We start from the raw sequence: 15,742 nt of genomic DNA, 5'->3' as shown, positions 1-15,742 counted from the left end.
TTTACTATTACTATTTATTAGTTGATCGTACTTTTTTGGCAAACTGATCAGGCACTTCCGAATATACGGATTTAGACCAGCGGGTGATTTCCTTATTAAGCCTTTCCACTAGTTCCGGCTTTTGAACACTCAAATTGGTCTTCTCAGAAGGATCTTTATTCAAATCAAACAAATGCAAAATAAGTTCACCTTTTTTATAGTGACGAACCAGCTTCCATTTGCCGTCTCTCACAGATATAGTCTTATTACCATTCCCCCAGAACAAGAGTCTTGGAGCAAGTTCTTTCCCTTTAAACAAAGGCATCAAGGAAGTTCCATCCAATTTTTTCTTAGAATCATCATAATGAATGTCAGCCATATCCAACATAGTCGGAAAAAGGTCAAAACTCATCACTGCCTGTTTACATATTGTTCCTTCTTTGATAGTGCCAGGCATATAACAAATACCCGGCACACGATGTCCTCCTTCCCATGGAGTTCCTTTAGCACCTCTATATCCTCCTGCAGAACCTCCATTATTTATTACCGGACCATTATCAGAGAAAAAGATAACAAAAGTATTCTCATCCAATTCATATTTCTTCAGCGTCTCCAGAATCCGCCCCACACTCCAGTCCAGTTCTTCCACCATATCTCTATAGATCTCCTTATTAGGTCTACTTGAATTTTTATCTCCTTCTGGGGTAGTATCTGTACGAATCGCTTTCTCACCAGGTCCCTGCATGGGAGAGTGAGGCGCCGCATGCGCTATATATAAACAGAAAGGTTTATCCTTATTTTCTTTAATATAATCTTCAGAAAGCGTGGTCAACAAAGTTGTTGTGTACCCCGGCATATCTTTTACTTCCAATCCGTCCCACCAGTCTATATCGCCATAACGGTTCCGATGACTCTGATAATCAACATTTCCAGACTTAAATCCAATAAATTTCTGAAAACCAAAATTCATCGGATGATGTTTCTGCAAATATCCTAAATGCCATTTACCAATCAAAGCTGTTTGATATCCATTGTCCCCCAAAACTTTTGCAAAGGTTATTTCTTCAGACGGAAGTCCCACTTCCTTATCCTTATCATTTCGAGGTACCAAAAGTACCTTCTCTAACCCTGCACGTTGTTGATAGCGCCCAGTTAAGAGCCCACAACGCGTCGGACTACTAACAGAACCGTTTGAGTGGAAATCAGTGAACATCATTCCTTTTCTGGCCATCTGATCGATATTCGGTGTCTTGATATCCTCATTACCATATATTCCCACATCACCATAACCCATATCATCTGCAACGATAATAACAAAGTTTGGTTGTTTTTGTGCCATCATTTCTACCGGAGAAAATGCCGCTAAAACACAAGTAGCAGCTAACAAACGTTTCGAGTGATTTTTCATATCCTACTTAATTGGGTTAAAAAAAGAACCGATATTTTACACAAAGATACAAAATGCCAATACCATAGAAACTCATTTAGTCCCATATTGAGATAAAAAGTAAATGGTTATTCTTTTAAAGAACTATATCTCAACATACTACATAATTATTTTTAGATTATTATGTAACTATGACAGAGAACAAAATACTCCCTATAACCTCACATTCAACAGTTGTTTTAATCCTAAAGGGTTCATATCCTCATTACATTTTCGCCACCTAGAATTACACATAACACATTAATAATAAACAAATTAGTCCTTTTCTATTTTTACAATCTCTCTTTGAGGTTTTTACATCATATAAAAAATCAGCATAATGATTGTATTTTTGCGATGTAACTAAATTCATTACTTATGAAAAATATTATTTCTATCCGCATTCTCTTCTTTATTATTGTATTTTCAATATTTGAAGTTTCTTCATATACAGGTGGAAGTACATACGCGCAGAATGCACGAACATTTGCAACGGGAATCGTTGTTGACGAACAGGGACAGCCCATACCCGGCGTAAATGTCCTTTGCCAGAATTCCAGTTATGGAACAACTACCACTATGGATGGAACTTTCAAAATTCAAATGAAAGGTAAAAATCCGATTCTTGAGTTTTCGTTCATCGGATTTCAAAAACAAGAAGTCGCAATCAAAGACCCCAAAAAACTTATTAAAGTTATCATGGTTGAAGATGGATATATGTTGGATGAAACCGTAGTCATTGGTTATGGAACACAAACAAAAAGAACCATAACCTCTGCTATGACATCCATCAAGTCCGAAGAATTATCAGGCTATGTAGGTTCTTCTATTGAACAAACTATTTCAGGCTTAGTACCCGGAGTACGTATACAAACTTCCGATGCGACTCCCGGAGGTGATATCAATGTAGAAGTTCGCGGTATTGGTACCGTCACTGCAGGTGCAGCTCCCTTGTATATTGTCGATGGAATCCCAATGGAAGGAGGATTATCGACCATCAATCCTGATGACGTAGCTAATATCCAAATATTAAAAGATGCCGCTTCAACTGCCGTGTACGGCTCACGCGGCGCTAATGGTGTAATACTCATTACCACCAAACGGGGTGAGAATGCCAAACCAATAGTGACTATCAATGCTGCAACCACCATAGCACAAATACAACACAAATTTGAATTGATGAATACAGCCCAATTGCTGGAATACTATAAAGACAAAGGGCTGAACGACAGATATCGTTACACAACAAACCAAAATCAAGACTATTTTCCTTTTGACGAGAATCTAAATACAGATTGGCAAGATGCCATTTTCCAAAATGCCATTCAGCAAAAATATAATTTGTCCATTGCAGGAGGAGGTAAAAATATGCGTTATCGGATCTCCAGCGAATACTTTGACCAAGAAGGTATCCTAATATGTACCGGAATGAAAAGAATCGCTTTCCGATCCAACTTCGACATCAAACTCAACGATTGGGCGAAAGTAACCGTAAACTTTGCTCCTACGTTTATCAATCAAAAAAAGACAAGAGAAGGTGGAGAAGGCTCTAACAGCGTAATCCGAACCGCTATTTCCATGTATCCCTTCTTTCCGGTCAGACTTCCAAACGGAGAATACTTCTCTACATTAGAATATAATTTAGCACCGAAGAATTCTACCGACCCAAGAGACCCCGACACCGGTACATTTTCATCCATTTCCAAGTCACCATTGGCCGACAACCAAGATAATCCGGTCAAAATTGCTCATGAATACAAAAACCAAACAAGCACAAGCCGAATCACCGGAGGTCTTAATTTTGAGTTCAAAATAGCTAAAGGACTAATTTTCAAACCGTCATTAGCCATTGATATAATGTCGTCCGAAAATTCAATATGGTATCCTGCCTCTATTGGGAAAAACCGTACAGACTCAGAAGCTTCTACCACCATGACCCGCAAACTCATGTGGATTAATGAGAATATCCTGACCTATCAAAAAGAATTTGGAGACCATAATATCAGTGCCGTAGGAGGTATGACTTTGCAAAGCAACCAACTCAACAGGCTCACCACATCTGCCTACCGTTTCGCAACAGAATCCCTTCCTTCTATTAATGGTGGTGTAATCAATGGAGGCTCCTATAACAAGACCGAAGACCGCATGCTGTCCTACATAGCCCGGCTAACCTACGACTACAAGAGAAAATACATGATTCAAGGAGTATTCCGCGCAGATGGTTCAAGCCGTTTCGGAAAGAACAACAAATATGGCTATTTCCCTTCCATTTCCGCAGGATGGGCAATGACGGAAGAAAAATTCATGAAACCACTCAAGAAAGTACTTAGCGAACTAAAATTGCGGGGTAGCTTCGGTTTATCCGGCAACAACGCCATCGGAGACTACAATTATGAAACCAAGATGTCACAACAATCATATATCGCAGACGGCTCTGTCGTAAGCGGTTGGGCTCCGTCAAATATAGCCAATCCTGACTTGAAATGGGAAGTATCCAAACAGACAAATTTAGGTATAGATATCGGACTTTTCCACAACCGTATATTCATGCAGTTAGATTTATACAAATCAATCACCTCGGATATGCTCTTGAACACAATTGTTCCAAGCACCTTAGGAGTTTCACGTATGCTGCAAAACATCGGTTCCGTCGAAAACAAAGGTATCGAATTCAATATCGTATCCCGTAACCTGACTGGCAAATTCAAATGGACAACCACATTTAACATTTCAGCTAACCGAAACAAGGTATTGGCACTAGGACTCGACTCAGAAGCCATTACCGACGGAGTAGCCGAATCAAACATCACCAAAGTAGGATATCCGATAGGTATGTTTTATGGAAATGTCTTCGGTGGTCTATATCAGTCAATGGAAGAGATTCAAGCGTTACGAAACGACCCTTATTCCGGACTGGCTTTCGACCCAAATGTCCGCCCCGGAGATTGTAAATGGTACGACCTCAACGGTGACGGACTTTACGATGACAACGACCGTACCATCATAGGCAATCCTTATCCGCGCTTCAATGCCGGTATGGTCAACACATTCTCATATAAGAACTTCTCATTTAGCTTTCAATTGAACGGACAATACGGAAATCAAATCTATAATTATACGTTACGTGAAACTCTGAGAGGAAACAACAACAGCAACCTTTCTATCAAGGTTGTGGACAGGTGGCGTTCACCCGAATCTCCGGGCAACGGTTTGGCAGACCGTACCTTCACCACCAACGATGTACGTCCAACTACGGAAATGAGCAAATTCACCAATCGTTATCTCGAAGACGGCTCTTATCTGTCTATCCGTAATATCCAGTTCTCTTACGCTTTTGACAAGAAAGCGCTGAGAAAAACGTTCTTGAACGGATTAATATTGAGTTTCAATATCGACAATTTGCATACTTTCACCCAATATACCGGTATGAATCCCGAAGCCAATACCTTTCGTTCAGCTACCGCACCAGGTATCGACCGCACCGGTTACCCTTTATCCCGGAATTTCACGATAGGACTGAAAGTTACATTATAAATCTAAAACATGAAAAAGAATATGAAAAATCTGAAGAATATACTGACAGCAATATTGGGTTCAGCCCTCATGTATGGCTGTAGCTTTCTGGACATTGAACCAGAAACCACTTTGACAGGCAAGAATTTCTATAAATCACCTGAAGATATACATTCCGCACTATACGCAACTTATTCTTCATTGAGAGAAAACGGGCTGTATTCGGCCAGTATTTATCTTTTCGGTGATGTACGTTCAGACATAGCATTCCCGAATCAGACCAATTATTATGCTAACACATTTCGCCATGAAATAGAAAGATTTACCATGTCCGCCAACAACAGCGGCAACCAGAACTATTGGGCTCACCACTACAAAGGAATCATAAGAGCCAATACAGTCATCGAAAAAGGGAAAGAACTTTTTGGCGACAACCCCAATGTCCAAAAATACATCGCAGAAGCCCAAGTGCTGCGAGCACTATTCTATTTTAACTTAGTTCGCGCTTACGGCGGAGTACCTGTTATCATGGACATTCCACAAGAATACACTGATTCCAGAGGACACCTGCGTGCATCAACAGAAGAGGTATACATACGGATTCTCACCGATTTAACCAATGCACTCGAATCAGACAACCTATATCGTTCGACAAACAGTGAAGAGAAAACTCCGACAGGAAGAATTGACAAATATGTAGCGGAAGCTTTATTAGGAAAAGTATTCCTATCCATGCCGAACGATATCACAGAAGCCGCTTATCCAAATGTAGAAGCTTGGAAAGACATATCCAAGCATCCAAACATCACCGCATTTTATCCGGAAACAACAACTACACAATACGAAGCCGCCAAATATTATTTAGAGGATGTGACAAGCAATGGAGGATACGACTTGCTCACTACATTCAGTGATTTGTTCAAGCCCGCCAACAAGCATTCATGCGAGTCTATATGGGAAGTAGAATACAAAACAGGCCAGGCAGAAGGATTAGGTAGTCCATTCTATACTCTTTTTTCACCGGCATCCTATTCACCGCGTAATACGGCCAACTCAAACGGATATATCCCGTCTCCTATTTCAAATCAAGGAAACGGCGCCTGCTCCCCAACCGGTTATTTCATGGATATGGCAAAAAAATGGGACTCCATGTATCCCGACTATCAATACGAAGTACGCAAATTTGATGATGTAATCTACACCGACTCACGTATCAGTGATGGCAATATCAAGTTAGACACAGACGGTATTTCATATCTTCCAGTAAACAACAACAAAGATTATCCGCAAGATATTGTATATCCTTACGATCCTTACACCGGTACTTCTTTCCGCACTTCCGTAAAAGGCTTCAATGCAGACAATGAATGGATGTGTGGCAAATACATGGGAGCTTCAGAGTATAAGACTAATGATTCCGATGACAACTGGTACATCTTACGTTTTGCGGATGTGCTACTGTTATTGGCAGAAGCAGATGCGCGTATCAATAACGGATATTTATCACAAGACATTCTGGACAAAACAATTAACCTTGTACGAAATAGAGCCGGCATTGTTCCATATCTTGCATCGGGCGACCCTAACAAAGAATGGGTATTGGACACTCCGGAAAAAGTATATCAAGCAATTTTTGATGAACGGGCATTAGAACTGGCATTTGAAGGACACCGTTGGTTCGATCTGGTACGTTCCGGGAAAGCAGTAGAAGTGATGAACCAACATTTCACCGATTTCTACAATGCCTATACATCCAACTCTTCTCCCAATGTGAATAACTACTACATGAAGAGCGACAAATATGAAATTGACCAATATTGTACCTTATTTCCAATTCCATCACAAGAAATACGTGCCAATCCTAACCTGACACAGAATTATGGTGCGAGATAACTAATGTATAAACAAAAAGAGACAGTATTATGAACAAGATTACCACATTAATATCCATACTATCCATCGCAGGGATATTTTATTCTTGCGAAGAACGTCCAGAAATGGAATATACCATACAAGCAAAGTATTTGTCCGTACAAGAATCCACCATCTACGTTGACGGATTTCTCGCTAAAGGAACACCCGCCTTTGCTGGTGACGAAAACGAACCTGCCGACCGCCTCGGAATCCCGTTCGTCAACGGATTCGGACGAAAACTATCCGTCAAATTCATAGACCGCTCATCCGAAACAGGATTAACCATAGAAGACGGAGAAGTTCAGCTTTCCTATCAAGGAGATAAACAATATGCTTATTTTCCCATCAGTGGAATCCCTGCACAAGACGGTTCAGTACCCGTTTCGTTTGAAATTTATGAAGACGGAGAAAAAATCGGAACAACCGTCACCAAAACAATCCCTATCTGGCCGGCAGGAACTCAACGGCCGGCACGTGAATTCATTCCTACCAGCGAGAAGCCTTTCGTTCTGCTCGATGGAGAAATCAACTGGGTAAATCAGTCTGCCCCGACAACCACAGCCAAGAATGAGCAGGAGTTTTGGTATGCACAAATGCCGAATCCCTCTACACAAATCAAGGTATCAGGTTCTACTTACAGTTGTGTTGCCAACCTGCGTTATAACTCCATTATAATTGCCAATAATGCCATTCGTCCCGATTTCACAGGAGAGAACAACAAGGGCACACTTACAGTATTCGTCCCTACACCGGAAAACTTAGAACAATACCCTGAAGCATTCACTTTAAAAAATGGCAGTCTAAGCCATATCTGGGGTGAGAAAGATATATTCTTCCACGGTACAAACTCAAAACCAATATCAGTAGGCATGTGGGACGAAAGCACCCCTGACCTAATAGTCAGTGGAAGCCGTTCACGTCCATTATCCTCTTTATCATGGACAGTCAGCTCCGTAAAGCCATACGGTTCTTATATAAACAAACCGGGTAATTATAAAATATACGTTAAGTATGCAAATACAGATGCCGGTAATGACATCATACAATATTTCCCAAAACATCCCGTTACGGGAGAAGCCGGATGGGTACCTTTTGAATTCACAATTACGGAAAATCCGATACCCGGATTCGTAGCTGACCCGGGTATCACGACCAATACTCCTGATATGCCCACATATAATGCAGATTGGGAGCCGACAGAAAGCGATCCCGTCAAAGCGGTACGTGCTGAATTAGTTTTTAACCACAAAACAAAAGTTTTGACCAAAGGACAAAAGCTCGGCGCATCCGCCGGTTCTATCCGCATTTGGTTCGCAACGTACAAACCCGAAGGAGCCACTACACCGACAGGCTATAACTTCAAGGCACATGATGACAATAAAATCAATTGGTTCAGAGGGTTCTATACACCGGATGTGGTGAAAATAGCCGGTGCTGGTTCCAAACTTGGCGCAGGAACAGCCAACAAGATAACTAATCAGACAGTTCATTTCTTTGAAGATCCTGAACTCAATGAGAAGTACTTTATATCATACGCTGATTTCAATGCTGATGCAAACACCCTGCTAAATAAAGCCGGCACATTCACTTTCACATTTGAATCACTGCCTAACTCAGGAACTGCATCTCCGAAGTTCGAAAAAGGATTTACTTGCCCTGTAAATATCATTGTGCAAGAAGCTCAATAACTCCAAAATGTAAGTTCGATGATTTTTTACGTTATATTACCCTAAAAAATCATCGGGCTTCATGTAAGGGAAACAAGATACATATAATCGCAAGTTTATGAATAAACTAATAACAATCTCGTCAGCACTATTTGTGGCAACAGCCGTAAAAGCACAATCACCCAATGTGATACTTATATTGGCTGATGACTTGGGCTATGGAGACATTTCGGCATTCAACCCAAAATCCCAAATACATACTCCACACATCAATAACCTGACTCAAGATGGAATTACCTTTACGGATGCCCATTCGTCTTCCGCTTTATCAACACCTTCACGATATTCCATCCTCACCGGAAGGTATTCATGGCGGACAAAGCTAAAAGAAGGTGTACTTAACGGTTTTTCCTCCCCCTTGATCACACCTGACCGCCGGACAATTGCTCAGATGCTCTCAGAAAATGGCTACAGCACTGCCTGCATCGGGAAATGGCATCTTGGGTGGGATTGGGCATACCCTAAAAACGCCAAGAATAAAAAAGACGTAGATTTCTCACTCCCCATTAAAAATGGACCAACAGACAGAGGATTCGATTATTTCTATGGCATACCGGCATCACTCGGCACAGCCCCACACGTTTATGTGGAAAACGACAAAGTGACCGCTCTTCCCAATCGCACCATTGGTTCACAAAAAGGAATCAAACTAATACGTAACGGAGTTGCAGGAGCCGACTTTGAACCGCAAGACTGCCTACCCAATATAATACGCCACGGTATAGATTATATCGACAAACAGCGTAATAGTTCCAAACCGTTTTTCTTATATCTACCTATCACAGCCCCACATACACCCATTCTGCCAGCTGATAAATACAAAGGGCAGACAATCATTGGAGATTATGGAGACTTTGTAGTCATGATAGATGATATGGTACATCAAATCGTGGAAACATTGAAGAAAAATAAGCAATTGGAAAACACCATCATCATCTTTACTTCAGATAATGGATGCGCCCCTTATATAGGTGTACAGGAGATGGAAAAACAAGGACACTATCCGAGTTACATTTACAGAGGTTACAAAAATGATATTTACGAAGGCGGACACCGCATTCCCCTCATCATTTCCTGGAAGGGAAAGTTTACGAAAGCAACCAACAGTTCGCTTGTTTCACTTACTGATTTCTACGCTACCTTTGCTCAAATGGTAAATCACCGGTTAATGAATGAAGAAGCGGTCGACAGTTACAGTATATGGCCTATACTAAGTAAAAAAGGAACTTCTGCCCGAAAAGACCTTATCTACGAATCAGGAAAAGGTTATTTATCACTGCGCACACCTCAGCTAAAATTAATTTTCCATGGTGGTTCAGGAGGATGGGGCTATCCTAATAAGCCTGCTGATCTAGCCAAACTTCCTAATATGCAACTCTTTGATCTTGATAGAGACCCTTCGGAAAAGAAGAATATCATCAATAACAAACGCTACAAAAAAGAAGTAACCAGAATGACACAGACGATCAAGAAGTATGTAGAAGAAGGACGTTCCACACCAGGAAAAAGAACAACGAATGATACAGAAAATATCTGGAAGCAGATCAAAATATTCATGCAATAAATAATTGAAATTTATGAATAAACTAATCACCCTTTCATCTGCAATACTTGCAACAGCAGCCGTAAAAGCTCAATCTCCCAATGTAATACTCATATTGGCAGATGATCTTGGCTATGGGGATATCTCAGCATTCAATCCGGAATCTAAGATTCACACCCCTAACATTGATAATCTGACTCAAGATGGAATCATTTTTACGGATGCCCATTCTTCTTCCGCCTTATCAACACCTTCACGATATTCCATTCTCACCGGAAGATACCCATGGCGGACAAAGTTAAAAGAAGGTGTACTTGACGGCTATTCGCCTGCCATGATTACCCCCGACCGCCGGACAATCGCCCAAATGTTTTCTGAAAATGGCTACAATACCGCCTGTATTGGAAAATGGCATCTTGGTTGGGATTGGGGATATCCTCAAAATGCGAAAAACAAGAAAGATGTAGACTTCTCATTACCCATAAAAAATGGTCCTACAGACAGAGGATTCGACTATTTTTATGGCATACCCTCATCATTGGATATCGCCCCATACGTCTATGTAAAAAATAATATGGTAACCGCTCTTCCCGACCATACCATCGCACCACAGAAGGGGCTCGGCCTAATGCACGGAGGAGTGGCAGGGGCCGACTTTGATCCGCAGGATTGTCTGCCGAATACAATACGTCATAGTATAGATTATATTGACAAACAACGTAACAGTGAAAAGCCGTTTTTCCTATATCTGCCTATTACGGCTCCCCACACACCTGTCTTGCCGTCAGATAAATATAAAGGCAAAACAACGATAGGAGCCTATGGAGATTTTGTAGTCATGATAGATGATATGATACAACAGATCGTAGAAACATTAAAGAAAAACGACCAGCTGGAAAATACCATCATAATCTTTACCTCGGATAATGGTTGCGCACCGTATGTTGGCGTTAAAGAGATGGAAAAACAAGGACATTTTCCAAGTTACATTTATAGGGGTTATAAAACTGACATTTACGAGGGCGGACACAGAATTCCGTTGATTATTTCCTGGAAAGGAAAGTTTACCAACGAAACGAATAATTCCCTTGTCTCACTTACTGACTTTTATGCAACCTTCGCCCAAATGGTAAACTATAAATTAAAAGACGAAGAGGCAGTCGACAGTTACAGCATATGGCCTGTACTAAGCAAAAAGGGAACTTCTATCCGTAAAGACCTCGTTTATGAATCAGGAAAAGGCTATTTATCACTACGTACACCTCAGTTAAAATTGGTATTCAATGGTGGTTCGGGTGGTTGGGGATACCCCAATAAGCCTGCTGTTCTTGCCAAGCTGCCCAAAATGCAACTCTTCAACCTTGAGGCAGACCCATCAGAGAAAAAGAATCTTATCGATAATAAACGCTACAAAAAAGAAGTGAAAAAGATGACACAAACTATCAGAAAGTATGTGGAAGAAGGACGCTCTACACCGGGGAAGAAAACAACGAACGACACAGAGAGCATCTGGAAACAAATAAATATATTCATGCAATAATTATTAGTAATGACCATTATGCAGTATATCTTAATAAATATCATTTGCGCCTTTACTTTGATAAATGCTAATCCCAATATAGAAAGAGCACAGCAAACACTGGACTCTCTCTATCAGAACTATGCATCACCCAACACTTGTCTGTTACGTGAACATTATCCTTTCGATCAAAACTATAAAGCAAGTTATCTAGCCTCAGAAGAGCAGGCTGGTAAAGGTAATAAATATTCTTATCTATGGCCGTACTCTGGCACATTCTCGGCAGTCAATACATTGTTGGCAACAACTGGAGACAACAAGTATCAGCTACTTCTGGAAAACAAGGTGCTACCCGGATTAGAAGAATATTTCGACACACAAAGAGTCCCCGCCGCCTATTCTTCCTACTTAAATAACCAACCTCTTTCTGATCGTTTCTATGATGACAATATCTGGCTTGGAATAGATTTTATCGATTACTACCTTATGACAAAGAAGCAAGAATACCTGAAAAAAGCCGAGTTGATATGGAACTTCATTATCAGTGGCAAAGATGAAGCACTTGGAGGAGGAATTTATTGGTGTGAACAGAAAAAAGAAACCAAAAATACTTGCTCGAATGCACCGGCTGCTGTATTTGCTTTCAAACTATTCCAAGCTACTCAAGACAGCACCTATTTAAAAGAAGGGAAAGAACTATACGAATGGACAAAAGAGAACTTAGAAGATAGCAAAGACCATCTTTACTTCGATAAGGTTTCGCTCAACAAGAAAATAGATCGTACAAAGTATGCTTATAATAGCGGGCAGATGATGCAAGCCGCAGCCTTACTCTTTCAGATAACAAAACAGAAAGAGTATCTGAAAGATGCCCAAGAAATAGCCCGAGCCTGCCACAAACATTTCTTCACCCGCCTTACTACACCCGACGGAATAGTGTTACAATTACCGAAAAAAGGAAATATCTGGTTTACGGCAATTATGCTCCGAGGGTTTGTAGAACTTTATCAAATAGACCATAACAAGACTTACCTGACCGATTTCCAACTAAGTCTTGATTATGCATGGCATCATGCCAGAGACGAACAGGGACTATTTCAAAAGGATTGGAGCGGAATGGATAAAGACGATAAGAAATGGCTACTGACACAAGCAGCTTTTGTTGAAATGTACGGAAGATTAGCTTGTGTCGATATTAAATAACAATTTTATAACCACCTCAAAAACACTAAAAAAATGAAGAAAAAAAACATTGGTCTATGGGTTATCACAGCCACCCTGCTAATGGGTAACCAAGCCAAAGCTACAGAATTTATTCAGGCAAAAGATAATACCAATATCATCAACCGTGCTGCAGAAATAGCTGCTTACCAAAGTAATCGTCCACCTGTCAAGAAACGCCTTTTCACTTCGAAAGCAGTAGAAGCAGAAATAGCAAGAGTAAAAAAGTTACTGACAAACCCCAAATTAGCATGGATGTTCGAGAATTGTTTTCCAAATACATTGGAAACAACCGTACATTACCGTACAACAGATGGTAAACCGGACACTTTTGTGTATACCGGTGATATTCACGCCATGTGGCTACGTGACTCCGGTGCACAAGTATGGCCTTACGTGCAATTGTCCAATAAAGATCCGGAACTCAAAAAAATGCTTGAAGGAGTTATCCGCAGGCAATTTAAATGCATTAATATTGATCCATACGCCAATGCTTTCAATGATGGAGCAATCGGTGGAGAATGGATGTCGGATAAAACCGACATGAAGCCGGAACTACACGAACGTAAATGGGAAATCGATTCTCTATGCTATCCCCTACGTTTAGCCTATCAATACTGGAAAGAGACTGGTGACACCAGTATATTTGACAGTGAATGGATACAAGCCATCACCCACATCCTGACAACATTCAAAGAACAACAACGAAAAGAGGGAGTTGGTCCTTATAAATTCAAGAGAAGAACAGAACGAGCACTAGATACCTTGAACAATGATGGTCTGGGCGCGCCGGTTAATCCTGTAGGATTAATTGTTTCTGCTTTTCGCCCATCGGATGATGCAACGACACTTCAATTTCTTGTACCTTCCAACTTCTTTGCAGTTTCATCCTTGCGAAAAGCAGCCGAAATACTAAACACAGTCAATAAAAAAACAGACTTGGCACAACAATGTACAGCATTAGCACAAGAAGTGGAAAACGCTTTAAAACAATACGCGACTTATAATCATCCTAAATATGGTACTATCTATGCTTTTGAAGTAGATGGTTTTGGCAATCATTTTTTAATGGATGACGCCAATGTACCTAGTCTGTTAGCAATGCCATATCTGGGTGATGTAGACATTAACGATCCTATCTATCAAAATACACGCCGTTTTGTCTGGAGCAAGGATAACCCTTACTTTTTCAAAGGAAAAGCTGGTGAAGGAATTGGCGGACCTCATATCGGTTATGATATGATATGGCCGATGAGTATTATGATGAAAGCTTTCACCAGCCAAAACGATGAAGAAATCAAGAACTGTGTAAAAATGCTTATGGATACAGATGCAGGAACAGGATTTATGCACGAATCCTTCCATAAAGATAATCCAAATAACTTTACCCGTGCTTGGTTTGCCTGGCAAAACACCTTATTCGGTGAACTGATTTTAAAACTGGTAAACGAAGGCAAAACAGAGTTGTTGAACAGTATACAGTAAAAGCAGATTGCAGGATAACAAATCGTTTAAGGCGCTCTTTTGTCATTAAGGGGCGCCTTTTTCAACACGTAAATTACTATTAACTTTGGCTAATTATCGCAAAGGAATTACCATATCTTCCGGTAATTCCTATCTTTGCGTATATGATTCACCCAGACAAAGAAACTATGTACAAGAACCTGTTTAGCTGGCTTACCATTTTGTTAGTGCTCCCGTCCTGTTCCGGCACTCCGCCGACCATATCGGTGGTATGTGAAGAAAACAACGTGGGAAACTGCGTGATTAAATGGGAAACAGCACCACTCTTGAAAGGACAGGTAAGAGTATATGCATCTACTTCCCCCGAATTGATTCCGGAAAACTCGCCCATAGCCATGAGCAACATATCAAGCGGCAAGATGACCATCGTAACCGACGATCCGTCCCGACGCTATTATTACCTCATGGTATTCAATAATAAATACCGGGTAAAAGTAGCTACCCGCAACGTTAATATTCCCGGCATCCAGAATTTCCGTGACTTAGGCGGATACAAATCTGTCGACACAGGAAAGTCAGCCCGTTGGGGAATGCTTTACCGCTCTGCGCAGATAGACAGCATCCCACCCTGTTCGCGCCGGGAACTGAAAAACATAGGCATACGGACTATCATAGATTTGCGCTCTGAAGAAGAACTCCACAACTACCCACAGCTACATAATGATGAATTTAAGATTGTGCACATCCCCATCCCTACAGGAAATATGGATAAAATCCTGCAAGGAATCCAAGAAGAGAAGATAAAAAGCGATACTATTTATCGCTTGGTAGAGCGGATGAATCGTGAATTGGTGACAAACTACCGAAAAGAATTCAAAGAATTGTTCTCCGTCCTGCTCAACCGTGACTCTTATCCGGCTGTAATTCACTGCACATCCGGCAAGGGACGCACAGGAATCGTTTCCGCTTTGCTGCTTGCAGCCCTAGGTGTCAATGAAGACGTGATAATGTCGGACTACCGGCTAAGTAATGATTATTTCAATATTCCCAAAGCTTCAAAATACGCTTATGAATTGCCGGTAAATTCACAGGAAGCAATCACTACAATCTATTCGGCTAAGGAAGATTTTCTGAATGCCGCAAAGGAACAAATTGAGTCTGAGTATGGAAGCGTACAAGCCTACTTGACGAAAGGAATCGGACTTTCCGCCGAAGAAATAGAACAGTTACGCAGTATCCTACTGGAATAAATTGCAAATCGTAATTCGTAATTCGTAATAATTCTCTATCTTTGTACCCGAAATAAAAGATATACAGAGATTTAATGAAGACATTTGAAGAGCTTGGCGTTTCTCCGGAGATACGTAAAGCAATTGAAGAGATGGGATATGAGAATCCCATGCCGGTACAAGAGGAAGTGATTCCGTACCTTTTAG

The 15,742-nt window shown here is 40.9% G+C and carries 9 protein-coding genes; 8 read left to right on the top strand and 1 reads right to left on the bottom strand.

Going from position 1 to position 15,742, the window contains the following annotated elements:
* Window positions 1-10: 10 nt before the first annotated feature.
* Window positions 11-1,387, bottom strand: a complete 1,377-nt coding sequence (locus RDN93_RS02590) for a sulfatase-like hydrolase/transferase (RefSeq protein WP_308744093.1) — start codon at window positions 1,385-1,387, stop codon at window positions 11-13.
* Window positions 1,388-1,783: 396 nt separating this feature from the next.
* Between RDN93_RS02590 and RDN93_RS02585 the strand changes: the two genes are divergently transcribed.
* The 8 genes from RDN93_RS02585 to RDN93_RS02550 all read left to right on the top strand — a co-directional run bounded on the left by RDN93_RS02585 (window position 1,784) and on the right by RDN93_RS02550 (window position 15,556).
* Window positions 1,784-4,939, top strand: coding sequence for a TonB-dependent receptor (locus RDN93_RS02585; protein ID WP_308744092.1), 3,156 nt, complete (start codon window positions 1,784-1,786; stop codon window positions 4,937-4,939).
* Window positions 4,940-4,948: 9 nt separating this feature from the next.
* Window positions 4,949-6,811: a RagB/SusD family nutrient uptake outer membrane protein gene (locus tag RDN93_RS02580; RefSeq protein ID WP_308744091.1), complete on the top strand. Its 1,863-nt coding sequence runs from the start codon at window positions 4,949-4,951 to the stop codon at window positions 6,809-6,811.
* Window positions 6,812-6,840: 29 nt separating this feature from the next.
* Complete coding sequence (locus RDN93_RS02575) at window positions 6,841-8,520, top strand: hypothetical protein (RefSeq protein WP_308744090.1); 1,680 nt, start codon at window positions 6,841-6,843, stop codon at window positions 8,518-8,520.
* Window positions 8,521-8,617: 97 nt separating this feature from the next.
* Window positions 8,618-10,123, top strand: coding sequence for a sulfatase-like hydrolase/transferase (locus RDN93_RS02570; protein ID WP_308744089.1), 1,506 nt, complete (start codon window positions 8,618-8,620; stop codon window positions 10,121-10,123).
* Window positions 10,124-10,136: 13 nt separating this feature from the next.
* Complete coding sequence (locus RDN93_RS02565) at window positions 10,137-11,642, top strand: sulfatase-like hydrolase/transferase (RefSeq protein WP_308744088.1); 1,506 nt, start codon at window positions 10,137-10,139, stop codon at window positions 11,640-11,642.
* A gap of 18 nt (window positions 11,643-11,660) precedes the next feature.
* The gene (locus RDN93_RS02560) at window positions 11,661-12,824 is read left to right on the top strand and encodes a glycoside hydrolase family 76 protein (protein WP_308744087.1); all 1,164 of its coding nucleotides are present in this window, start codon (window positions 11,661-11,663) and stop codon (window positions 12,822-12,824) included.
* A 33-nt stretch (window positions 12,825-12,857) separates the two neighbouring features.
* The gene (locus RDN93_RS02555; RefSeq protein WP_308744086.1) at window positions 12,858-14,327 is read left to right on the top strand and encodes a glycoside hydrolase family 125 protein; all 1,470 of its coding nucleotides are present in this window, start codon (window positions 12,858-12,860) and stop codon (window positions 14,325-14,327) included.
* Window positions 14,328-14,494: 167 nt separating this feature from the next.
* A complete protein-coding gene (locus RDN93_RS02550) occupies window positions 14,495-15,556 on the top strand; it encodes a tyrosine-protein phosphatase (protein WP_308744085.1) in 1,062 nt (353 codons plus the stop codon).
* Window positions 15,557-15,742: the final 186 nt, after the last annotated feature.

This window comes from uncultured Bacteroides sp. (genome assembly GCF_902491285.1).
Taxonomy (GTDB): Bacteria; Bacteroidota; Bacteroidia; order Bacteroidales; family Bacteroidaceae; genus Bacteroides.
Note: the sequence above shows the minus strand (reverse complement) of the source record. Positions and strands in the feature narration are given on the sequence as shown.

What these genes read in the sequence shown, in the direction of transcription:
- RDN93_RS02590 (WP_308744093.1), bottom strand. Translation starts at nt 1,387, where the DNA reads ATGAAAAATCACTCGAAACGTTTGTTAGCTGCTACTTGTGTTTTAGCG.
- RDN93_RS02585 (WP_308744092.1), top strand. Translation starts at nt 1,784, where the DNA reads ATGAAAAATATTATTTCTATCCGCATTCTCTTCTTTATTATTGTATTT.
- RDN93_RS02580 (WP_308744091.1), top strand. Translation starts at nt 4,949, where the DNA reads ATGAAAAAGAATATGAAAAATCTGAAGAATATACTGACAGCAATATTG.
- RDN93_RS02575 (WP_308744090.1), top strand. Translation starts at nt 6,841, where the DNA reads ATGAACAAGATTACCACATTAATATCCATACTATCCATCGCAGGGATA.
- RDN93_RS02570 (WP_308744089.1), top strand. Translation starts at nt 8,618, where the DNA reads ATGAATAAACTAATAACAATCTCGTCAGCACTATTTGTGGCAACAGCC.
- RDN93_RS02565 (WP_308744088.1), top strand. Translation starts at nt 10,137, where the DNA reads ATGAATAAACTAATCACCCTTTCATCTGCAATACTTGCAACAGCAGCC.
- RDN93_RS02560 (WP_308744087.1), top strand. Translation starts at nt 11,661, where the DNA reads ATGCAGTATATCTTAATAAATATCATTTGCGCCTTTACTTTGATAAAT.
- RDN93_RS02555 (WP_308744086.1), top strand. Translation starts at nt 12,858, where the DNA reads ATGAAGAAAAAAAACATTGGTCTATGGGTTATCACAGCCACCCTGCTA.
- RDN93_RS02550 (WP_308744085.1), top strand. Translation starts at nt 14,495, where the DNA reads ATGTACAAGAACCTGTTTAGCTGGCTTACCATTTTGTTAGTGCTCCCG.